Origin of the sequence: aff. Roholtiella sp. LEGE 12411 (genome assembly GCF_015206995.1) — a bacterium.
GTDB lineage: Bacteria > Cyanobacteriota > Cyanobacteriia > Cyanobacteriales > Nostocaceae > Komarekiella.
This window is the reverse complement of the sequence record NZ_JADEXR010000021.1, coordinates 18,821-40,624: the sequence shown is the minus strand read 5'-3', so window position 1 is coordinate 40,624 and position 21,804 is coordinate 18,821. Positions and strand designations below refer to the sequence as shown.

21 protein-coding genes and 2 pseudogenes are annotated in these 21,804 nt (G+C 40.9%); 16 read left to right on the top strand and 7 right to left on the bottom strand.

The window, feature by feature from the left end; translation table 11 throughout:
* The first annotated feature begins 229 nt into the window (after positions 1–229).
* From IQ246_RS07325 to IQ246_RS07295, 7 genes are all read left to right on the top strand, one after another.
* Positions 230–1,501, top strand: a complete 1,272-nt coding sequence (locus IQ246_RS07325) for a glycosyltransferase (protein ID WP_194001532.1) — start codon at positions 230–232, stop codon at positions 1,499–1,501.
* Positions 1,502–1,655: 154 nt separating this feature from the next.
* The gene (locus IQ246_RS07320; RefSeq protein WP_194001559.1) at positions 1,656–2,720 is read left to right on the top strand and encodes a glycosyltransferase family 2 protein; all 1,065 of its coding nucleotides are present in this window, start codon (positions 1,656–1,658) and stop codon (positions 2,718–2,720) included.
* Between the two features lie 166 nt (positions 2,721–2,886).
* Positions 2,887–3,759 (top strand): ABC transporter permease, encoded by an 873-nt coding sequence (locus IQ246_RS07315; RefSeq protein WP_194001530.1) that lies wholly within the window; start codon positions 2,887–2,889, stop codon positions 3,757–3,759.
* A 2-nt stretch (positions 3,760–3,761) separates the two neighbouring features.
* Entirely contained in the window at positions 3,762–5,039 is a 1,278-nt protein-coding gene (locus tag IQ246_RS07310) for a polysaccharide ABC transporter ATP-binding protein (RefSeq protein WP_194001528.1), read from the top strand.
* 281 nt (positions 5,040–5,320) lie between these two features.
* Positions 5,321–6,130 (top strand): DUF6817 domain-containing protein, encoded by an 810-nt coding sequence (locus IQ246_RS07305; RefSeq protein WP_194001526.1) that lies wholly within the window; start codon positions 5,321–5,323, stop codon positions 6,128–6,130.
* 114 nt (positions 6,131–6,244) lie between these two features.
* On the top strand, positions 6,245–7,246 hold the full coding sequence (locus IQ246_RS07300) for a glycosyltransferase (RefSeq protein WP_194001524.1): 1,002 nt from the start codon (positions 6,245–6,247) through the stop codon (positions 7,244–7,246).
* Positions 7,247–7,515: 269 nt separating this feature from the next.
* A complete protein-coding gene (locus tag IQ246_RS07295) occupies positions 7,516–8,091 on the top strand; it encodes a Uma2 family endonuclease (RefSeq protein ID WP_194001522.1) in 576 nt (191 codons plus the stop codon).
* Here the strand turns inward: IQ246_RS07295 and IQ246_RS07290 are convergent.
* Positions 8,074–10,098, bottom strand: coding sequence for a pentapeptide repeat-containing protein (locus tag IQ246_RS07290; protein ID WP_194001519.1), 2,025 nt, complete (start codon positions 10,096–10,098; stop codon positions 8,074–8,076). The genes IQ246_RS07295 and IQ246_RS07290 overlap by 18 nt on opposite strands.
* A gap of 72 nt (positions 10,099–10,170) precedes the next feature.
* Here IQ246_RS07290 and IQ246_RS07285 point away from each other — a divergent pair, with 72 nt between their 5' ends.
* From IQ246_RS07285 to IQ246_RS07275, 3 genes are read left to right on the top strand one after another with little or no spacing between them, the layout of a single operon-like run.
* Positions 10,171–10,458 (top strand): hypothetical protein, encoded by a 288-nt coding sequence (locus tag IQ246_RS07285; RefSeq protein WP_194001517.1) that lies wholly within the window; start codon positions 10,171–10,173, stop codon positions 10,456–10,458.
* Positions 10,459–10,485: 27 nt separating this feature from the next.
* On the top strand, positions 10,486–10,728 hold the full coding sequence (locus IQ246_RS07280) for a hypothetical protein (RefSeq protein WP_194001515.1): 243 nt from the start codon (positions 10,486–10,488) through the stop codon (positions 10,726–10,728).
* Complete coding sequence (locus tag IQ246_RS07275; protein WP_208492047.1) at positions 10,721–10,936, top strand: type II toxin-antitoxin system RelE/ParE family toxin; 216 nt, start codon at positions 10,721–10,723, stop codon at positions 10,934–10,936. The genes IQ246_RS07280 and IQ246_RS07275 overlap by 8 nt, the downstream gene beginning before the upstream one ends.
* 121 nt (positions 10,937–11,057) lie before the next feature.
* Here the strand turns inward: IQ246_RS07275 and IQ246_RS07270 are convergent, their stop codons facing one another.
* A complete protein-coding gene (locus IQ246_RS07270; protein ID WP_194001513.1) occupies positions 11,058–11,645 on the bottom strand; it encodes a Uma2 family endonuclease in 588 nt (195 codons plus the stop codon).
* An 84-nt stretch (positions 11,646–11,729) separates the two neighbouring features.
* Between IQ246_RS07270 and IQ246_RS30195 the strand changes: the two genes are divergently transcribed.
* The 5 genes from IQ246_RS30195 (at position 11,730) to IQ246_RS07245 (ending at position 17,363) form a co-directional block, all read left to right on the top strand.
* The gene (locus tag IQ246_RS30195) at positions 11,730–11,951 is read left to right on the top strand and encodes a hypothetical protein (RefSeq protein WP_244141953.1); all 222 of its coding nucleotides are present in this window, start codon (positions 11,730–11,732) and stop codon (positions 11,949–11,951) included.
* A gap of 355 nt (positions 11,952–12,306) precedes the next feature.
* Positions 12,307–14,166: an NAD(P)H-quinone oxidoreductase subunit F gene (locus IQ246_RS07260; RefSeq protein ID WP_194001511.1), complete on the top strand. Its 1,860-nt coding sequence runs from the start codon at positions 12,307–12,309 to the stop codon at positions 14,164–14,166.
* 183 nt (positions 14,167–14,349) lie between these two features.
* A complete protein-coding gene (locus IQ246_RS07255; protein WP_194001509.1) occupies positions 14,350–15,867 on the top strand; it encodes an NADH-quinone oxidoreductase subunit M in 1,518 nt (505 codons plus the stop codon).
* 3 nt (positions 15,868–15,870) lie between these two features.
* Positions 15,871–16,059 (top strand): hypothetical protein, encoded by a 189-nt coding sequence (locus tag IQ246_RS07250; RefSeq protein WP_194001507.1) that lies wholly within the window; start codon positions 15,871–15,873, stop codon positions 16,057–16,059.
* Complete coding sequence (locus tag IQ246_RS07245) at positions 16,056–17,363, top strand: CO2 hydration protein (protein WP_194001505.1); 1,308 nt, start codon at positions 16,056–16,058, stop codon at positions 17,361–17,363. Before IQ246_RS07250 ends, IQ246_RS07245 begins: the two co-directional genes overlap by 4 nt.
* Positions 17,364–17,579: 216 nt before the next feature.
* Here IQ246_RS07245 and IQ246_RS07240 read toward each other — a convergent pair whose 3' ends face one another.
* A complete protein-coding gene (locus IQ246_RS07240; protein WP_194001503.1) occupies positions 17,580–17,798 on the bottom strand; it encodes a hypothetical protein in 219 nt (72 codons plus the stop codon).
* A 21-nt stretch (positions 17,799–17,819) separates the two neighbouring features.
* Positions 17,820–18,029 (bottom strand): hypothetical protein, encoded by a 210-nt coding sequence (locus tag IQ246_RS07235; RefSeq protein ID WP_194001501.1) that lies wholly within the window; start codon positions 18,027–18,029, stop codon positions 17,820–17,822.
* Positions 18,030–18,454: 425 nt separating this feature from the next.
* On the opposite strand from IQ246_RS07235, the pseudogene IQ246_RS07230 reads away from it, so the two are divergent.
* Positions 18,455–19,408, top strand: a pseudogene (locus tag IQ246_RS07230) (lipoxygenase family protein); the annotation flags it as partial.
* A gap of 366 nt (positions 19,409–19,774) precedes the next feature.
* Here the strand turns inward: IQ246_RS07230 and IQ246_RS07225 are convergent.
* From IQ246_RS07225 to IQ246_RS07215, 3 genes and pseudogenes are all read right to left on the bottom strand, one after another.
* Positions 19,775–19,876, bottom strand: a pseudogene (locus IQ246_RS07225) (transposase family protein); the annotation flags it as partial.
* A gap of 57 nt (positions 19,877–19,933) precedes the next feature.
* Positions 19,934–20,665, bottom strand: coding sequence for a hypothetical protein (locus IQ246_RS07220; RefSeq protein ID WP_194001499.1), 732 nt, complete (start codon positions 20,663–20,665; stop codon positions 19,934–19,936).
* Between the two features lie 83 nt (positions 20,666–20,748).
* Entirely contained in the window at positions 20,749–21,762 is a 1,014-nt protein-coding gene (locus IQ246_RS07215; RefSeq protein WP_244141954.1) for a sensor domain-containing diguanylate cyclase, read from the bottom strand.
* Between the last annotated feature and the right edge of the window lie 42 nt (positions 21,763–21,804).

Here is a 21,804-nt window from a genome sequence, read left to right as displayed (position 1 = left end):
CAATCTGCACATAAATTCTTCTAGATAAGACTGTCTAGGCTTTTTTTGAAATTCAAAAAAAATATGCATTACTTTATTATTCATTTAAAAATATTTTTTGAAAACTTTATTTCTGTTAAACAGAGAGTAGACATACACTTAAAAATATTGTTATAGCAAGAGAGAACTTTAGAGTAACAGTAGGTTTCGCCTCAGAGTGTAAACAGTTAACAAGCTTTCAACTTTTTCTATGAAAATCGCCTTTATAGTTGGAAAGTTCCCTGTATTATCAGAGACATTTGTTCTGAACCAAATTATAGGCTTGATTTCCCGCGGACATAAAGTAGATATCTACGGTTATCAACCAGATGAAACTTTTAAAGTTCATCCAGATGTCGAAAAATATCAGCTATTAGCTCATATATACTATCCACCAAAAATACCCGATAATTACTTTTTGCGCTTCCTAAAAGCTCTGCAATTAGTACTCACCAATCTTCATAAAGAGCCTTTAGTTTTACTGCGATCGCTCAACTTCTTCAAGTATGGTAGGCAAGCAATTTCCTTACGATTACTGTATTCAGTAATCAGGCTATTGAAAGCTCAGCCCTATGACATAATACACTGCCAATTTGGTACATTCGCCCAAGAAGGCATGGCTTTGCGTGATATTGGCGCTATTCAAGGAAAGTTAATTACTTCGTTTCGAGGCTACGATATCAGTCAGATTGTGCAGCAGTATGGAGAAAATGTTTATGACTTACTATTTGCTAAAGGAGATTTTTTCCTAGCAAATTGCGAGTATTTCAAAAAAAGAGCTATCAAACTAGGTTGTGATGAGAAAAAAATTGTCGTGCATGGTTCGGGGATAGATAGCAGTCGGTTTCCACTAAAAGTTAGAAATCCCCATCCCGATGGCAAGATTCGCATTACCACAACTGGTCGTCTTATCGAAAAAAAAGGCATAGAATATAGCATTCGTGCCGTTGCTAAAGTGTCCAAAATTCACCAGAACATCCAGTATAATATTATTGGTGATGGATACTTAAAAGAAAATTTACAACAGCTAATTAGGGAACTGAATATTGCAGATAAAGTCCACCTTTTAGGCTGGAAGAATCAACCAGAAATTATTGAGATTCTGGAAAATTCCGATATTTTCATGGCTCCCAGTATCACAGCCAAAAATGGTGATCAAGATGCTCCTGTGAATACTTTAAAAGAAGCAATGTTGATGACCTTGCCAGTCATAGCTACTCGCCACGGTGGTATTCCTGAACTTGTGCAAGATGGTGTTTCTGGTCTTCTAGTTCCAGAGCGAGATGCTGATGCCATAGCTGAAAAATTAAGTTATCTCATAGAACATCCAGAAATTTGGACATATATGGGTCAAGCAGGTCGTACCTATGTAGAATCAAATTACGACATCAACAAGCTAAACGATGAGCTAGTACAAATTTATCGACAAGTGTTGATGAATGATTTATATTCTCCAGATCTGGCGCTAGTAGCTTCAACATGAGAGATGAAATCAATCCTACATTTCTCAAGAGATGGAAATAATAATATAAGACCAATTACAGGCGTTTATGACATTAGAAATTTTCAATTTATATCCTGTCTTTGGTCTTTCACAACCACATCAATTGAAATTACACAAGGATATTGATTTAGATATGAACTCCTCAGCGATCGCAACTCCAGAAGTTACAATTATAGTTTCCCCACGGGAGCGTTTCAGCCATACCCGTGAATCCCTGGAAAGCATTTACGAGCATACTGAATATCCCTTTGAGTTAATTTATATAGATGGAGGTTCTCCCCGTCATATCAGAGATTATTTGGCAGAGCAAGCAAACCAAAAACAATTTAAGTTGATTCGCACTGATTATTATCTCTCGCCAAACCGTGCCAGAAACATGGGGCTGGGTCAAGTTACTAGCAAGTATGTCGTTTTCATTGATAATGACGTAGTAGTTACTCCCGGTTGGCTCAAGGCTTTGGTACAGTGTGCAGAAGAAACAGGCGCAACCATAGTTAGCCCCCTCATCTGTCAAGGTAAATTTCTACACGAAGAAGTGCATTGTGCAGGCGGAGAATCTGGGGTGAAGGTGGAAACCAAAGGTGAAACAACAAAACGGCGGATAATTGAAAAGATTTATAAACAAGGTCGGCGGATAGCAGATATCCGGCCCCAACTACAACGGCAAAAAACCGGGCTAGCGGAATTCCACTGCATGATAGTACGCACAGAGATATTTCAGCAAATTGGTCTGCTTGATGAAGCACTGCTGAGCACTAAAGAACACGTTGATTTATGCATCCTGGTAACTGAAGCTGGTGGTACAGTCTACCTGGAACCCGAATCTCTGATGACTTATATGACAGGACAACCACTGGAGTTGACAGACCTAAATTACTACATGCTACGTTGGAGCGATGCCTGGGAACTAGCAAGTCTCCAACGCCTGCGCGACAAGTGGAACCTCACCGAAGATGAATACTTCAAAAATAAGTACAAACGGTTGGGGTGGCGGCGAAATATGGCAATCATCAATCCCTTTGCTAGTAAACTACCCATCGGCAAATTTGGCTCGCGGGCGGCTAGGAAAATTTTGAGTGTTATGGACAAGGCGCTCAACCGTTATATTACTACCCGCTACACTCAAACTTTGCCAAATATGCAAAACCAAGCCCCAACAAATTTAGAGAAATCTGCAAGTACAGCAACATCTCGGTAAATATAGTAATCCGATTTGATTAGTGAACTGACTCGTAGAGACACCGAATGGGGAATAGGAAAAAAGGGAGTTAGAGGTGTACGCAGTTTTTTCAAAAATCCAATAGGAATCCTATAGGGTACAAACAATTGATATTTGCAATCTTTTTGGCAAAGGGTGAGAAATTTTGAAGCAACGTCAAAGGCTTAACTCTCAAATACCGAAGGTAGTTTATACACCTGACAGTAGGCTGAGACATCCGATAGAGTTGTTCCAACAAATGTGGCGAGACTTGCTAGCTTCTCGCGAACTGGCTTGGCGACTGATGGTGCGGGATATCAGCGCCCAATATCGTCAGTCATTTTTAGGAATAATCTGGGCTTTTTTACCGCCTATTGTCATGGCCGCTGGATTTACCCTTGCGAAGAATGCCAACGTTATTAGTTTTGGGAGCACAGATTTACCCTATCCTGCTTATGTCATGTTTAGCACCGCATTATGGCAGACATTCGTTGAGGCTTTAAATGGGCCTGTGCAAGCGGTAGCAGCGGCAAAACCCATGTTAGCTAGAGTCAACTTTCCTAGAGAAGCACTGATTTTGGCGAAGGTAGGCGAAGTATTTTTCAACTTTGGCATTAAACTGATTTTAATAACGGCATTGTTTATCTGGTTTCGCATTCCCATAACTTGGACAGTGATTTTAACTCCAGTGCCCTTAATTCATTTAGTTTTACTAGGAACATTCATCGGCATTTTATTAGCTCCAATAGGAGTGCTATATCAAGATGTATCTAAAGGGCTAACTCTGATTACAGGCTTTTGGTTATTCCTAACTCCAGTAGTTTATCCAATTCCCAAAGAGGGAGCCTTTGGATTTTTAGTACAGCTTAATCCCGTCACCCCTTTATTAGTAACCGCGCGAGAGTTAGCCACAACTGGTGTGGTATCAGAACCTGATCGTTTTTGGATGGTAAGTGCAATTAGTCTAATGGGCTTGCTACTAACCTGGGTAGCTTTCCGCCTTGCTATGCCTTTTGTGGTTGAAAGAGTGAGTTCCTAAAAATGACTAACTTGATTGAAAGAGAAATTGCTGTTTCCCCTGAAGATACGGATGTAGTTGTCTCGATTGAGAATGTTTCTAAAAAATTTTGTAGAGTTTTGAAACGCTCTTTACTATATGGTGTCCAAGACATTTTTACAGAGTTAGTAGGGAAAAATAGAAGGAGTGATACTCTTCGCCCAAAAGAGTTTTGGGCAATTAAAGATGTTAGCTTCCAACTGCGGCGAGGAGAAGCCCTAGGGTTAGTAGGATCAAATGGAGCCGGAAAAAGTACGCTGCTACGTATCATTAGTGGTTTAATTAAACCTGATACTGGCTGTGTCCAAATTAGGGGTAGAGTCGCTCCGTTAATTGCTCTAGGAGCAGGGTTTAATCCCATCCTGACAGGGAGAGAAAATATCTATGCAAATATGTCTATTCTGGGTCTATCAACTAAAGAAATAGAAGATAGATTTCAAGAGGTGATAGATTTTGCTGAAATTGAAGATGCTATTGATGCGCCTGTACAAACTTATAGTTCCGGTATGGCAGCTAGGTTGGGCTTTGCTTGTGCAGTTCACATAGAACCAGATATTTTACTAATTGATGAAGTGCTGGCCGTCGGAGACATAAAGTTTAGAATGAAGTGTCACCGTAGGCTGGCTAAACTTCGAGAAAAAGGCTCAGCTTTCATTCTAGTTTCTCATAATGCACCAGCAATATTAAATGTATGTAATTCTGCGGTTTACCTTTCAAAGGGTAAGTTAATTACATCCGGTAGTGTAGATTCAGTCCTTCAGAGGTACGAAGAAGATTTGTGCTTAGGTGGTACAGAAAAATCTGTAGGGCCAATGTTTTTGCCAGAAAAGCCTGAGAGTGAAAGTACAGGTATAGATATTGTTTCTTTATGTTTTAAGGATAGGCAAGAAAATATCATAGAAATGCCTATTAGTGGTGAACCAGCTTCCTTGTGTGTAGCGTGTAAAGTATATAAAAAAACTGCTAAAGCTAGCTTGTGCATAACAATTACAGCTATTGGTGGAGAAAATGAACGTATTTTATATCTAACATCAGGAAGTGATAATGAGTATCTAGAAGTATTTCCAGGAACAGTTGAATTGCAAATGTATATGCCTTTTTGTTGCTTAGTTCCAGGTGTATATAATGCAAAAATCTTTATAAAAGAAGGTGCATACTCTTTTGATGCAGTTGAATCTTTTAGATTTACTGTTAAATCAAAGACAATGACCAATCAGTCTTTATTTTATCAACCCCGGCAGTGGAAAGTTATGAACTACTGAACTTAATTCAAGCTATAGGATTCCTATTTGATTTTGGAAAAAACTGCGTACACCTCTAATATCATGTCCGCCTAATTAGTTATAATTCCCGCATCTGTGCAAAAAGCGCAAAAGCCTCTTTTCCCCTGCTCCCTGCCCCCTGCGGTCTAAATGATAAGCCTTTAACCGGACATGATATAACTCCCTTTTTTCCTATTCCCCATTCCCTATCCCCCATTCGGTGTCTCTACGAGTCAGTTCACGAATCAAATCGGATTACTATATCTGTTTCAACTATAACTATGAACTCCTACGCGCAAACGAATATTCAACTATTCAACCAGTTAAAACGTGAGGGTTACTCAAACATTGAAATTAGATCTGTTTTCAATGCTTATCAGCTGACAATCTGCCTATTTACAGGCTGTTTCCGAGCCTCTGGGAAGACGTTTATTGCCCATCTAATAGGTACGGCTAGTATTCTCTGTAGTCTTCACGTACCTGCGAAAGTCGTAACCGCAGGTCTTTTACATGCAGCATATACTAATGGCGACTTTGGAGACGGGAGCAAGGGTATCTCAAATACTAAACGTCAACAATTAAGACGTACTTTGGATGAAGAGGTGGAGGAGTATGTTAATAGATATACAGCTTTGCAATGGAATGAACAAACTATTACTAACATTTGCGATCGCTTTGATGCTCTTGATTCAATTGACCGTAATATACTATTAATTCGTTTAGCAAATGAATTAGAAGAGTATCTAGATCTTGGTATTCTTTATTGTGGAGATGTCAAATATCAGCGATATATTAATCATTACAACTATCAGCTTGTAGAGATGGCAGAAAAATTAGGTTTTCCCACTTTGGCTGTGGAATTAGCAAGGGTCTTTAAAGAAACTGCTTTATCTGAAATCTCTGTAGAACTGCATAATCCAAGCGGACATGATGCATCATTTGTTTTTGTCCCTAATTCATACCGTAAACGACTATCGATAGTGTTTTACCATTGGTTCAACAGAAAGTCTCGTTATTTGTCCTCTGTAATTATCCGCCCACTTGGTTATTTAACTTCTGCAATTAATGTGAAGTTCCATATTGGAAGTTAATTGTAGTAGTCAGTTTGAGCTTCTACACGATTATTTTATAGGTTGCATATAGAATTAACAGCGCTTATGTAATGGCGTTAATACCCTGTTTTTGTAAATTTCAGGACTATAAAAATGCAAAAGATTGTTTCAGTAATTATACCATGTTTCAATGCCGAAAAATGGTTGGCAGAAGCAATTAATAGCTGCTTGGAACAAACCTATTCCAATATTGAAATTATTGTAATTGATGATGGTTCTACAGATAATTGTTTAGAAATCATCAGAAGTTACGGAGATAAAGTTATTTGGCAAAGTTTGCCTCATAAAGGAGGAAATTACGCTAGAAATAGAGGCTTTGATTTGTCGAAAGGTGACTATATTCAGTACTTAGATGCAGATGACTATATTTTACCAGAGAAGATAGAAAGGCAAGTCCGTTTTCTAGAAGAAACCGGAGCAGATGTTGTTTATGGTGATTGGAGACATCGGCGTCATTTGCTTGATGGATCAAGTGTTATGGAAGATATAGAAACTTCTGAAGCGCACGCAGATATCTTGGCTTCTCTGTTGGCAAATTGGTGGGTGGCTCTTGCTGCTTTACTTTATAAGAGAACCGCAGTAAAAAATAGTGCCGGATGGGATGAAACTTTAACCGCTGCACAAGACAGAGATTTTTTCTTATCCGTGGTAATGAATGAAGCTAAGGTTGTATATCAACCTGGTTGTTATTCAATTTATAGACGATACGGTTCTGTAACAGTTTCTACTTCTTCTAAAAACCGCTGGTTAAAAAGTCACTATTTGGTATTAGAGAAGGTCGAAAAGCAATTATTCGAGATGAACAAACTTTCAATTAAGTATCGTCATGCTTTAGCTAAATCATATTTTGAACTGGCTAGAGAGTCATTATTTGTTGACTATTCACAATATTTAATCTTCTTAGAAGAGGCTTTGGTTCTGTTTCCAGAGTTTAAAACTAACAGTAAAAGGGCAGCTTACAAAGTTGTGCAAAATATTTTAGGGTTTCGGCAAACTGAAAGAATAGCCTGTCGTGCTTTATGTGTTAAAAAGCTCGTCAATTCATTAAGCGATCGCATTGTTCAACCAAAAGAAAAATTTAGCGTCACATCCTAATTTAGCGCTCCACAAACTGGATTGTTATCGATTACTGTAAGCGATCGCTTGTCCCAATACCTAAAATGTCATAAAATTTGGCACTGGTGAGTTGTCTGCTCTCAGCAGTGCTAAACTGCGATCGCTTTGATGCAACCCTCTCAAAACATCTGTTGACTTAAAGATATTTTGGAAAAACTGAACTCTACATTCTAAAATTACCTGAGAATGTAGAAAGTAGATATGATTATGGCACTCCCACCCTTGCTAGAGGAACTGGAGACAGAAGTATGTCCACTACAAAACCTGTAGAACGTCTGTATAGTTTTGAGGAATATCTCACCTACGATGATGGCACTGATCAGCGCTATGAACTTGAGGATGAGATACTGCTAGAAATGCCTCCAGCCTCAGATTTGCATGAAGCTATCATTACTTTCTTGTTGATCCGCTTCTATCTGGAAATTCAGCGACTAGGGTTAGATTGGCAGGTTCGCCCTAGCGGTACTGGCGTTCGCACCTCTGTTAAAAAATCTCGTCTCCCTGACTTAATTGTGATGACTGAAAATCAGCGACAGTCTATTCAGGGTAAATCAGCGGTACTGGAGTTACCACCACTGTTGATCGTAGAAGTGGTTAGCACTGAGTCTGTGAAGCGAGATTATGAAAAGAAACCACTTGAGTATGCAACTCTGTCCATCCCAGAATACTGGATTGTTGACCCTCTCAAAGCAAAGGTGACAGTATACTTATTGGATCAGGGACGTTATAACCAAACTGTATTCGCAGGGAATCAGCAAATCTGTTCTTCGACTTTTCCTGAGTTAACACTGACAGTACAGCAGATATTATCCCAAACCGAATAATTTAGCGATCGCAGGCAATAAATTATTAGTCGATTCAACCAGCGACGCAACAGCAGGTAAACCAGAAAATATCCCTTTCAACATGGTGATTGCATTTTTTGCAGTTTTTTGATTAGTGGATTCTTGGGGATTTGTACCTGCTTCTGCTAAAGCTTCTACCTGTATCAATGCATCAGCTTTGTCTGTTTCAGGCAAATCTGCCGACTGTGAAATTATCTCTTGCAATTGCGTCAATAATTCTTTAATTCCTGGTTTATCTGCATCGGTTGCATCAGGCAATTGATTGAGGGCAATACTCACATTACCGCTGATGGTTCCTAGATTAGCAACAGAATTATTCCCAGCGATACCGCTAACGTTACTGCTGCCTTGAATATTGATACCGCTGATATCAGACATGATGGTATTTCCTTGTGTATAAGATTTAGGCTGCCCAAGTGCAGTTATGATCATATTTTTTAAATCACTAATATAACTATCTCTTTCTACAAGCAATAATTGCTGACTCTGTGATAAAGCTTTGAGTTGATTATAGTCATCAAAATATTCTGCACTCAGTTGAGATTTATCGCTACCTGCTGCGGTTTTAGCTCTGAGTAAGATTTTATCTTCGCCGCGTTTCTCCATTGCGACGATTTCTAACTGAGCTTCGGGATGGTTTTCGGCAAGGTTTTTGAAGGCGATCGCAACAGCGCGGGGATCAATGCCTTGATTGTGGTAAAGGTTGAGGGTATCAAAAATTGGCTTGATAAAGTCGGCAAAATCTCCGTCTGCAAATACCTCTTGTTTATTATCAGGTTTGCGGAGGGGGTCAGGATCTTCTTTGGTGGGTAAGCGCATGAAGACATATTCACACCTCACCCCATGCAATTTAGTTGTATTTGTAATGCCCCAATCTTCAATGTAGGCTCCGGTGAGGGTTGCACCTGTTAAATCAGTTGCGTTTAGTTGCGTTTGCTTGAGCTTTGCTCTTGACAAATCGGCATCTTGCAAATTGGCTTCACTGAGATCAGCGCCAATAAAGCTGGCATCTGCTAAATTTGCTGATTGTAAGTTGATACCCCGCAGGTTTTCACGGTAAAAATTCTTATCCTGTCCCTGTCCTGTAACTAGCAGTTGACGTACTTGTGAGTTTTGCAGATAAGTTGAGCCAGGACGAACACGGTCAAGCATTTTGGCTTGATGCCAACGGCTACAGATAAGAATAGTGTTGCGTAAATCTGTACTTTTGAGTGTGGCTTGGGTGAAATCAGCATTGGTTAAGTCAGCGCCACGAAAACTTGTACCTCCTGTTGCAGCAAAAGCGATCGCAATGTTGCGAATTAAGGAGTGCTTTTGATCTCCTTTTATAGCTCGCCAACTGATGTAAATGCTAACTAACGTTCCAGCTACGGCTAAAGCTCCGGCTACGGTTCCGATTTTGGCTATGGCTAAGGCTACGGTTAAGACTAAAGCCCCGGCTACAGCTAAAGTTCTGGCTCTAGATCCGGCTCCGGCCAAGGCTAAGGCTCCGGCGACAGCAACAGCTAAAGCTCCGGCTCCGGCTCCGGCTAAAGCTCCAGTTCCAACTCTGGTTCCGCCTGAAGTTAAGGCTCCAGCTACAGCTACGGCTACGGCTAAGGCTCCAGCTACAGCTACCGCTCCGGCTCCAGCTACGGCTCCTTGGCAAATTGTGACGAAGAAAAAGGCAATTAATACGACTAGGGCAGTCCAGCCGCGAATCTGATTCTCTAAGCTGGAAGTATCAAATATTAGTGACACCAAATAACCATTGACAGACCATAAACATCCTGATAGTCCCGACAACAATAATGAGACAAAGACTAAGAAAATTGCCCATCGGCGTTGCAGTCCTGCTTTGGTATGACTAAAATTTGTCCCTCTCAGATTAGCATTAGTAAAGTTTGCCCCTCGGATGTCGGCATAGCTAAAGTTTGCACCCACAAGGTCTTGTCTGCCTTTGAAGTTTCGTCCTCGAAGATTTTGACCGGAGAAGTCTAAAGCCATGTTGCACTTGACGGAGGTGAGCAAATTTTACTACATGCTCACCCCTGTAAATTCAGGAATGGTGAGATATATTTGTTAGTTGAGGCTAAAAGGTGCAACTTCGAGGGTAAAAGGCGCAACTTCGAGCCTCAAAAGGTTATCGTTGAGCCTCAGAAGGTCATCGTTGATGATAAAAGGCGCAACTTCGAGCCTCAAAAGGTTATCGTTGAGCCTCAGAAGGTCATCGTTGAGGATAAAAGGCGCAACTTCGAGGCTCAGAAGGTCATCGTTGAGCCTCGGAAGGTCATCGTTGAGGTTCAGAAGGTCAACGTTGAGCCTCAGAAGGTCAATAATATAATAAAGAAGGAAAAAAATCGATAATAAATAGTGTTAAGTGTAGAAATAACTATGGAATCAAAGCAAGATGACGTTACTATTCTTCAGGAAGCTGAGAAGCGTTTACGGCGACTGTCTCCAGAAAGGCTGCGGGTAGTGAGTGATTTTCTAGCTGATCTAGAAGAAAGAGAAGAAAATGAGGCGACAACGGAACTTTTGAATGTCCCTGGTTTTGAGCAAGCTTTGCGTGAAGCTATGCAGGAAGCTGAGGCTGGGGAAGTGGTGTCATTTGACAGTATTCGTCGTCATGTATGAACTGGTACTGACTCGCAAAGCACAGAAGTTTTATCAAGAAGTAGATGCATCACTAGCGGAACGACTAAACCGTTGCTTTGACCAACTGCGGCAGAATGCTTACGAACATCCAAACATCAAACGGCTCAAAGGTGATTTCGCAGGTCTTTTTCGCTATCGAGTTGGTGTCTGGCGAGTTGTTTATAAGTGGATGAAGAACAGCAACTAATTACTATTTTACTGATAGCCCATCGGAGCGATGTATATCGGTAAGTGTTTAGTGTATCTCAAGTATTAATGTAGATATAGGCACAGATGTCTACCGATAGCACATCGGTAGTAATTGAGAGTCACTTCCGTCCTGCCAAGACTTGTTCGGCACTCAAATCCAACTGTGGAAAAGTAAAAGAAATGATGCGTTCTTGTCCTCGGAATGCAACAGCATCATAGAACCCTTCTACTAGGGTGCATATTGTTACTATCTCTTGAATCGGGTCAACAATCCAGTATTCGGGAATTTCCAAAACAGCATATTCAGAACGTTTGCTGCGATAGTCTGTGGTTTGTGTAGATTCGCTGACGACCTCTACCACTAATATGGGGGGAGTTTCGTTGAGTTCGATTACAGCTTCTCGATTGGAAAGTGCTTCCCACTGCTGTGTTGGTAATACTACTACATCTGGAATTCGTGAAGTGTCCCAGCGTCCCCCTCGTGGCGAACGTACTCCGACAGAAAACTTTTGTGCTGTCCAATTCTTGCCCATTTTGACACTTTCATCATCAAAGCTTCGTTCTAAAAACTTAGAGATGCCACCGTGCTTGCCAGTGCCAAGGCTCATGGGAAGTAATTCTCCATCTACCAATTCATATTGGGTATCCGTGCCATTGTTATACTTAAGATACTCTGCAAAAGAAAATTTTTTTGTGGTTGCAGTCATAGCGATACCTACGGTGGACTGCGCCTACGCAATCCTTATCGATCACTCAATACAGTTATTCTACTTGCATTACAGAAAATACTGATGGAACGTTCAAAATTAATTGCTATTCTTACAGGCGCGATTTCTATTCTCTTGGCGATCGCCTACCTGATCTTAGTTCAACTGCTGGACTACCGGGACATGAAACCCGCTCCCATCAGCCAAGTTGATCAAATGCCTGCGTTAGTGAAGCTTACCGTTGGCGGAGCCTCTTGTAGAGAAGGTATCTTTGTTTATACTTGCCAGGTTGACAAAATTCTCTAAGTGTAAGCTATATTTAGCCGACTTCCAAAGACGCGATTTACTGCGTCTTTTGTCATTTATGTCAATTCATAATAATTAATCGTAACTATTGAGCAAACCCTGATCTATTCTATAGATTAGAGATAATAGTGATTGTTGGAAAATAAAGTATTTAATCATATAAGAATTAATTAGATTAAATATCGCTAATTTATTTAGTTAAGTTATTCCATTTGAGCAAAGATAAATGTAAGCTATTTATAACAAAATGAACAAAAGATAAAATTGTCTTATCTGCGATAGCTGGGTTTAAGGGTATTAGCGTTTGTTGATTTAAAAACCCCTGAAGTTTGACTGCAAATCTAGAGGTGCTTTGATGGCTCAGTTTCTACTTGAGACTGTTTGGCTAGTTCCGTGCTATGCATTAATGGGTGGACTTTTAGCCGTACCTTGGTCGCCGGGTATTATTCGTCACACCGGGCCAAGACCGGCTGGTTATGTCAATTTGGTAATGACATTTTTGGCGTTCGTTCATAGCGCGATCGCTTTACAAGCTACTTGGAATCAGCCGCCCCAAGAAGTATTTATTCCTTGGTTATCTACAGCTGGTTTAGACCTAACCATTGCTTTAGAAATTTCCTCTGTAAGTGTCGGCGCGTTAGTTGTCATTAGTGGCTTGAATTTACTAGCGCAGATATTTGCAATTGGTTACATGGAAATGGATTGGGGTTGGGGGCGCTTTTATTCTTTGTTGGGATTATTTGAAGCGGGACTATGCGCTCTAGTCTTGTGTAATAGCTTGTTCTTTAGTTATGTGATACTGGAAGTCCTCACACTAGGAACATACTTATTAGTCGGTTTATGGTTTAGTCAGCCGTTGGTAGTCTCAGGTGCGAGAGATGCTTTTTTAACCAAACGGGTGGGAGACTTATTCTTGCTGATGGGGGTGTTAGCACTATGGCCTCTAGCTGGAACTTGGAGTTATCCAGAACTAGCGCAATGGGCGGCTACTGCGAATGTTAACCCAACAACGATGACACTAGTGGGTTTAGCCTTAGTTGCTGGGCCGATGGGTAAGTGCGCTCAGTTTCCCCTGCATCTGTGGTTAGATGAAGCGATGGAAGGCCCCATTCCTAGTACGATTTTGCGGAACTCGGTAGTAGTTGCTAGTGGTGCATGGGTGCTGATTAAACTGCAACCGGTGTTAACTCTGTCGCCCATAGTTTCCTCAGCCATAGTAACGATTGGTGCAGTGACAGCGGTGGGTGCTTCCTTAATTGCGATCGCTCAAGTTGACCTCAAACGCTGTTTATCCTATTCTGTTAGTGCTTACATGGGCTTAGTATTCATTGCTGTGGGAGTACAGCAAGACGAAGCAGCACTATTGTTGGTACTCACCCATGCTATATCAGCAGCCCTGTTGGTAATGAGTACTGGGGGAATTATCTGGAACAGCATTACCCAAGACGTAACCCAATTAGGTGGATTGTGGTCACGCCGCCCCATCTCAGGATTAGCCTTTATCGTCGGGACTTTAGGGTTAATTGGTTTTCCGCCCCTGGGTAGCTTTTGGGCGTTGATGAAGTTAGCAGATGGGCTATGGGAAACGCAACCTTGGTTAGTAGCAGTGGTGATAGCCGTCAACGCTTTAACAGCCTTTAGTTTAACCAGAGAATTCGGTTTACTTTTTGGTGGTAAACCGTCACAGATGAGTGAGCGATCGCCTGAAGCTCACTGGCCGATGGTTTTGCCAATGATGATTCTACTTGGTTTTTCCTTGCATCTTCCCTTAATATTACAAAGCTTATCACTCCTACCCGATTGGACAATCATAAATAAAGATGTTGCACTACTTTTAATTTGGTCGAGTATTTTCGGTTGTAGCATTGGTGGTGTGATTTATTTAGGCAATATTCCGAAACCGATTCGTCTGCCTTGGAAAGGTTTACAAGATTTGCTATCATACGATTTTTACACCCCAAAACTCTATCGAATGACCGTTATTTTCGGCGTTGCCAAAATTTCCCAACTTGCCGATATGATTGACCGCTTTGTAGTCGATGGCATCGTTAATATGGTTGGTTTGTTTTCACTATTAGGTGGCGAAAGTCTCAAGTATAGTACTTCTGGACAAACCCAGTTTTATGCATTCACTGTGCTGTTAGGGGTAAGCGTCTTAGGAATGTGGGTAACTTGGCCATTCTGGGGAGTACAGTTTTTAGATTTGATGTTTTAAATTTCTGCTGTCATTAGTCATTAGTATTTTGTCATTTGTACAAAAATTAATGACTATCACCTATCCTCGGAATACACTGCGCGATCGCTCCATTCAAAATAAAAAGTAAGTATTGTATTTGGAAAAATCCAAAATGGTTTTGAATGCACTACTTATTACTAGTTTTGTAAATCTAAAATTGCCATGTTAAGTGTTTTGATTTTGCTGCCGATTTTAGCCGCAGCTTTCATAGTATTTTTACCTAAAAGTTTCTCCGCCAATCGGATTCGTTTAGGAGCATTATTCTTTTCGGGAATAGTCCTGATTTGGAATATTTTTATATTGCTTAAATTTGATATCAGCAATCCGGAGATGCAATTTCAAGAGTATCTGCCTTGGAATGAAACTCTAGGCTTGAGCTATCAATTAGGAGTTGATGGATTATCGATTTTGATGTTGGTGTTAAATAGCCTGCTAACCTGGATTGCTATTTACAGCAGTAATCAACAAACTGAACGCCCCCGGCTTTTCTATTCGATGGTTTTATTAGTTAGTGGTGGGGTTGCAGGCGCTTTTCTAGCAGAAAATTTGCTGCTATTCTTCTTATTTTACGAGCTTGAATTAATCCCTTTTTATCTACTTATTTCTATTTGGGGAGGAGAAAAACGAGCTTACGCAGGGATTAAATTCCTAATTTATACCGCTGTTTCCGGGGCATTAATTCTGGCGACCTTCTTAGGTATAGTATGGTTGACTGGTTCTACTAGTTTTGCAGCTGATGGAATCTCTACAGAAAACCTGTCAACAGCCAAGCAAATCCTCTTACTAGCAGGAATAGTATTAGGTTTTGGCATCAAAATTCCTCTGGTTCCCTTTCATACTTGGTTGCCAGATGCTTATGTTGAAGCCTCAGCACCAATTGCTATTCTTCTGGGTGGCGTGTTGGCAAAACTGGGAACTTATGGACTGTTGCGGTTTGGCTTGGGTATGTTTCCTCAAACTTGGAGTACCATCGCGCCGACTCTGGCAATTTGGGGAGCAGTCAGTGCTATTTATGGGGCAGTAATTGCGATCGCTCAAAAAGATATCAAGCGCATGGTAGCATACAGTTCCGTCGGTCACATGGGCTATATATTGCTAGCTAGTGCCGCCGGTACTCCCCTAGCACTTGTTGGTGCTGTCGCCCAAATGTTTAGCCACGGCATTATCCTCGCCATTCTCTTCCACTTGGTGGGAGTCGTGGAAGCAAAAGTTGGCACCCGCGAGTTGGATAAACTCAATGGTTTAATGAGTCCCATACGCGGTTTACCTTTAATCAGCGCTCTATTAGTTTTAAGCGGGATGGCTAGTGCTGGTATTCCTGGTTTAACAGGATTTATCGCTGAATTTATCGTTTTTCAAGGCAGTTTCTCGGTCTTTCCCATCCCTACATTGCTGTGTGTAGTAGCTAGTGGATTAACCGCAGTTTATTTTGTCATCCTCCTCAATCGCACCTGTTTTGGCAAACTCGATAACTTAGCCTACTATCCCAAAGTCCTATGGTCTGAGAAAATGCCAGCTCTAATTTTGGCAGCGCTAATTATCTTTTTAGGAGTACAACCTACTTGGTTAGTGCGTTGGAGCGAACAGACAACTACAGCAATGGTGGCTGCAATGCCTTCCTCCGAAAAAACCGTAATCTCTCAAGTAGCTTTGAACAAGGGATTGGGCATTGGGGAATAGGGATTGGGCATTGGGCATTGGGCATTGGGAATTGGGCATTGGGCATTGGGCATTGGGCATTGGACATTGGGCATTGGACATTGGGCATTGAGCATTGGGCATTGGGAAGATTTGAATGAGGATTCAGACCCCAACCAAATATTAAAAAGTTTCTTCTTAAAAACAGGAATTAGCAAACACCAATTACTATGACAGCAACTAAAACAGCAATTAAATTACCTCCTTCTAAGCACGAATTTCCCGAAGTAATTCATCGCCTAGAAGCAGGCGGTGCAATGTTGCCAGATACTCCAGAAAATCTGATGCAAATTATCGGTTTATATAAAGCTTATGCCGTGCCAATGGACTTTTATTGGCGTGACCTACTTTATATTGCCGAACGCGAATTTTTAAACCCGTTGCCTTTCTTTAAATACTTCTTGCCCAAAGAGTATTTAGAACGGCATAATCATTACGCTGGGGATGATGCCGATTTGCGTATTTGGCGCGGCGAAGCTACTGCACATCCAGAACTGTTGGCATTTATCGACAAAGGTGAAACCTTCAAAATGCCAAAGTTGTTGCATCACTTATTCCACGATCGCATCAATATGGAATTTGCGGAAGCCTGTATGCGAGCAATGCTGTGGCATAGAGGAATGGGTGGGCAATTTGACCCTTACCTAGACTCAGATGAATACAAAGCCAACGCTGATAGGGCAATTAAAGCTTACTTCCAAGGTAATCCAGTAATGCTGGGACTATATAAGCTGTTCCCAGAGATGTTTTTGGAACAGTGCCGCCAGATGTCTTACTACGCTAACCTGGGCTTATTCTGGGAAATCATGGCTCCAGTATTCTTTGAAATGTCCGATCGCTATGACGAAGGTACAATTACTAGCGTCCCAGAGGCGATGGCTTTCTTAGTTAATGGTATATTTGCGATCGCAGGTCGTCCCATTTATCATCACGTTTATATTCGTGGCGAATGTTACGAAATTATCCCCAAATCTAAAGGCTTCATGTGGCTATATGAAGCCGCACTACCTTATGTAGAAGCAGTTTTCTATCGTACTGCTCCTTTCCGGGGGACAAAATCTTATAATGCTCAAGCACGTCAAGTACCCGAAGATCAAAAAGACTTCCACTATGGCATTCTTTACGCTGATGTGTTTCCAGTTGGTACTGCTGGTATTCCGCCTACATTATTAATGCAAGATATGTTGCATTTTTTACCCCCATATCTTGTTGATTACTACAGCAAACATTGCCGTGGTGAAGAAGATATGTTGATTCAGTTAGGAGTTAGTTTCCAACGCTCAATGTACTGTGTTACTTCTGCGGTAATTCAAGCTTTGCGAACAGCACTTTTATACCCTTTAGATGACCCCAATCCCAGACATTTACAAGCAAATCGAGATTTCTTTGAGATGCAGATAAATCGCTTTACTCGTCCTGAATATAATATTCGTGACGCTGCACGTTTAGGGAGTATTCAAAGCCAAGATTATAGATAGATAGTGAGATGGACTGACATTCCCACGGCTTGGCTACGCTAAAGCCGTGAAATTTTTCTTTAGTCACATTACTCGCTTTTTTGTTTAGAGGTTGTTTGAAAAGTCCTCGGCGAATATAATTCGCTACTACACAAAGCTTAGTCCCTTCGGGTTCGCAGTCGCCTGGGTCGGGCTAACCCTCCCGCAGCGCTGTTTCACCACCTCTGTTGACTAACACTAAATCAAGGGTTTATTAACCTGCAAAGGCTGGTTTGGTCTGGTGTAGCCAAGCCACTGCGTTGGTGTTAGCGTTCGCGCAGCGTCTCGTACAGAAGCGGTAGCGAGTCTTCTCCCAAGGGGAGACGCCAAGGGCGAACGAGCGTCAAGGATTCCCCGACTTGTAGCAAGTGGCACGCGATTTCTAATCGCCAGGATACATGAAAATGGACTTTTCAAACATCCTCTTAACTACAAAAATCAATCATCTAACAAATTCATCAATGCTTGCAATTCTTGCTCTTGTGGCTCTGGTAATTGTGAGCGTAAGTTTAGCAATTCACTTTCTACTGCTTCTGCCACATAGATCATATTAGATTCTTGGGCAATTTTCAGCTGATTTTCTTTAATTTCGATTTGTCGAAGCAGATTTTCTTCAACATAAGTTGCGTTGTAATTGCGAGAAATCATAGCTTTACATTTATTAAAAGTTCAAAAATGACATTAGATCGGCTGTCTATATATAGTAATCCGATTTGATTCGTGAACTGACTCGTAGAGACAGGGAATGGGCAATGGGGAACAGGGAACAGGAAAGAAGGGAGTTAAAGGTGTACGCAGTTTCTTCAAAAATCAAATAGGAATCCTATGTTATCTGGGAATTGTACCAAACTGTATTGGATTATAGTGTAGGCTTCCCAAATTTACGATAGGTGTTATGAAAATGCGGAGTCACGATTATTCAGTACTCATGTCTGCATTACCGCCTTGGACTCATGCATAAATTTACCGTGCCATGATTGCTTACCAATCGGTCAATGCGTAAGTTCTAAAAAAAACATATTATTATAAATAATAAGTAATAATACTGTAGTATATAAGCAGATGCCAACTATCAAGCAGTAATTTCTCATTTAGGTCGTACTCACTTATTTGTTGAGGCTTTTGTTGTCCCGACTAATAATTTACCTAACAACCACCCTTTAAAAAGTTTACTGATACCTCATCTTGAGGGTACTGTATTAATTAATTATGGCGCTCATACGATTTTAGTAGCACCAGAAAATACTGTAGACTCGCTTTTAGGTAGTACTATTGGTGGTGATCAGTCAGTAGCAGCCAAAGCAACACAAAGTTATTTGTTTAACTTTAATCAGGTTTCATTTCCCCAAACTTTAGTAAATCGTGGCGTTAACGATACTAACAAGCTACCTACCTATCCCTACCGAGATGACGGGTTACTGATTTGGAATGCTATTGAAAGTTGGGTGAATGATTATTTTAGTATCTACTACAGCAACGACTCATCAGTTCTTGCAGATATAGATTTACAAACATGGGCATCTACATTGATTTCGTTTGAAGGAGGACGGTTACAAGATTTTGGGGACTATGGCCAAGGACAAATTCAAACACGAGATTATTTAGTTAAAGCTGTCTCGACGGTTATTTTTATAGCTAGCGCTCAACATGCTGCTGTTAACTATCCGCAAAAAGAGTTTATGATGTATTCGCCAGCACTTCCTTTTGCGCGTTATCTTGTAGCACCAACGAATACTCAAGAATCACGAAGTTTTATCGACGGTCTACCACCCCTATTTCAGGCTCAAGGACAGATAGTTTTACTTTATTTACTTGGCTCTGTTTATTACACAAATCTAGGCAATTACTCTACATCAGCTTTTCCAAAAGATGAAAAAGGGCAACAAGTGCAAAGTGCTTTGAATAAGTTTCATCAAAATCTACAACAAGTTACGAGTAAAATTAACCAGCGAAACAGAGAAAGTGATAGGTTGATAGCTTACGAGTTTTTGCTTCCTAAGAATATTCCTCAAAGCGTCAATATTTAACAGAAATTGTTGACTGTCAGTAAACAAAAACTTTGGTATTGCTGATTGTTTTTATAATTGACGTAGAGGCAATTCATGAATTGCCTCTACAACTTGAGTTTAGAGGATGTTTTAAAAATTTTAGGCGAATATAATTCGCTACTACACAGGCAAAGTCCGCCTGCGCGGACTAACATAAAATTAAGGTTTCATCTGTGTAGCCAAGCCACTGTGTTGGGCGGCTATGCCGACTTGTAGCAAGTGGCGCGCGATTTCTAATCGCCTGGGCAAGTGATAAATTAGACTTTACAAACATCCTCCTAGACGAGAGCAACGCTATTTTGTAATTTGCTAAAATTTCGGGGTATAAATCACCTATTTAAATTAAGATTCTGAAAGCCCCCAATCTAATCCAATATGATAAAAAGTGCGATATTTCCGCCAATATTGAAGAACCATTAAAATTTTATCTTCAATAATTAATATTGGCAAATTCGTGACCATACCACAAAAAAATTTTGCAATAGTTCTAATTAATCAAATCTTTTAACTGCATTTAACTGCCGAAGCCGAAGTTACCTTTGTTAAGTCACCAGTAAATATAGCTGTATATTTATAAGGTGATGAATCAATGCATGTCATGGAATTTGTATCAGCGCGACGGGGAGTCCACCATGAATCTGCTTGTACAGTCAAATTTGTACCATTCAATGATAATTTGGTCACAACTAAAGAGTTAGTTTTACCATCATTCGCCTTTTTTGCGGAAAGAAATGTCGCATAGTAAACATCACCATTAGTTGGATTAAGACGGGCTATAACTGATACTTTTGCACCGCCGCCGCTACCATAACTAGATAGCCAACGACCATTGGCATAGCGTCGAAAATCATTACCAGTTTGGCTACCAGTGGAGGTGAAAATGCCATACAAAACATTTCCCCCATCCCAAAGTAATCCGTACCCTGTACCATCGTCATTCGTTGTTTCGTAGTCACCACGACACCATTTCTTGACACCATTATCGAAACGAACAATGCGAGGGTCTTTGTTCTGAGATGATACTTGCCGATAACCAATATAGATAGTTGATTGCCCAATAACTACCTTGGGGCCATTTTTAGCTTTGATAGTCGCTTCACTGTCACCACAGGTGAATGTCACAGCTTTACTGATAGATGACTGCACACCATTTTGAGCGATCGCTAAATCAGATCCTAATATTACTGAGAAAAGCAAAAATCCCAGAGACTTAGACAATTTGCGGTGATCAATCATTGAATTAAAATGGCTAATCTGTTTAAAAAATTACCATATCATAAAACGAATTGTTTAGTTTCAAAATAGCCAATTAGGGAAATTTAGCTGATAGATTGTCGCTTAAGACGCTTGTGAGCGTACATTAACTCGTCAGCCTTAGTAACCAGTTGTTCAATTGACATATTGCTCTCTGGAGCGTAACGCTCTATTCCCATACTCATCGAAAGTTGATAACTACGGTTTTGCTGTTGATTGAAACTGCTGATATTTGTTTGCAGACGCGCCTGAATACTATCAGCGTCTTTGAAGCGGCTTGCTACGAAAACAATGAACTCATCTCCACCCAGGCGAGCAACAAAATCCGAGTTACGAAAACTTCGCTTGAGTAATTGAGCAGCATCAACAATCATGGCATCTCCCATGTCATGACCAAGAGTATCATTAATCTGTTTGAGTCCATCCAAGTCAATAAAAATCACCCAACACGACATATTCATGCGGTGAGCGAGTTTCAACTGTTGCTCAGCCAGTACGAAAAAGCCACGTCGGTTATGCAAACCTGTTAGTTCATCGGTGAGCGATAACTGTCTGACTTCCATTTCTGCTTGTTGGCGTTTGCGAACTTCCTTAATCAGCTCCATGTGGGCGATCGCCTGACGGCTCAGGCGGTGCAATCCATCCAACTGCTTGTCAGTTAGATGACGAGGAATGATATCGATGACACACAGTGTCCCTATGGGAAAGCCATTAGGCGTAACCAGTGGCGCACCTGCATAAAAACGAATCTTAGGATTACCTGTTACTAGGGGGTTGTCAGCAAAGCGATCGTCTTGGATGGCGTTAGGAACTACTAAGATATTATTTGGTTTAAGAATTGCATGGGAGCAAAAAGCCCACTTTCTGGGTGTTTCAATGGCTTCTATTCCTATCTTAGATTTAAACCATTGGCGATTGGTATCAATTAAGCTGATTAAAGCAATTGGAGTCTTACAAATGTAGGCAGCAAGAGCAGTCAGATCGTCAAATGCTTGCTCAGGCAGAGTATCCAGAACATTGTAGTCTTCCAAGGCTTTGAGTCTTTCTGCTTCATTTTTAGGTAGAGGAGCAGGCTGCATTTTCACAGATGAATGTCTGAACCTTGGACAAGAGAGTTTGGG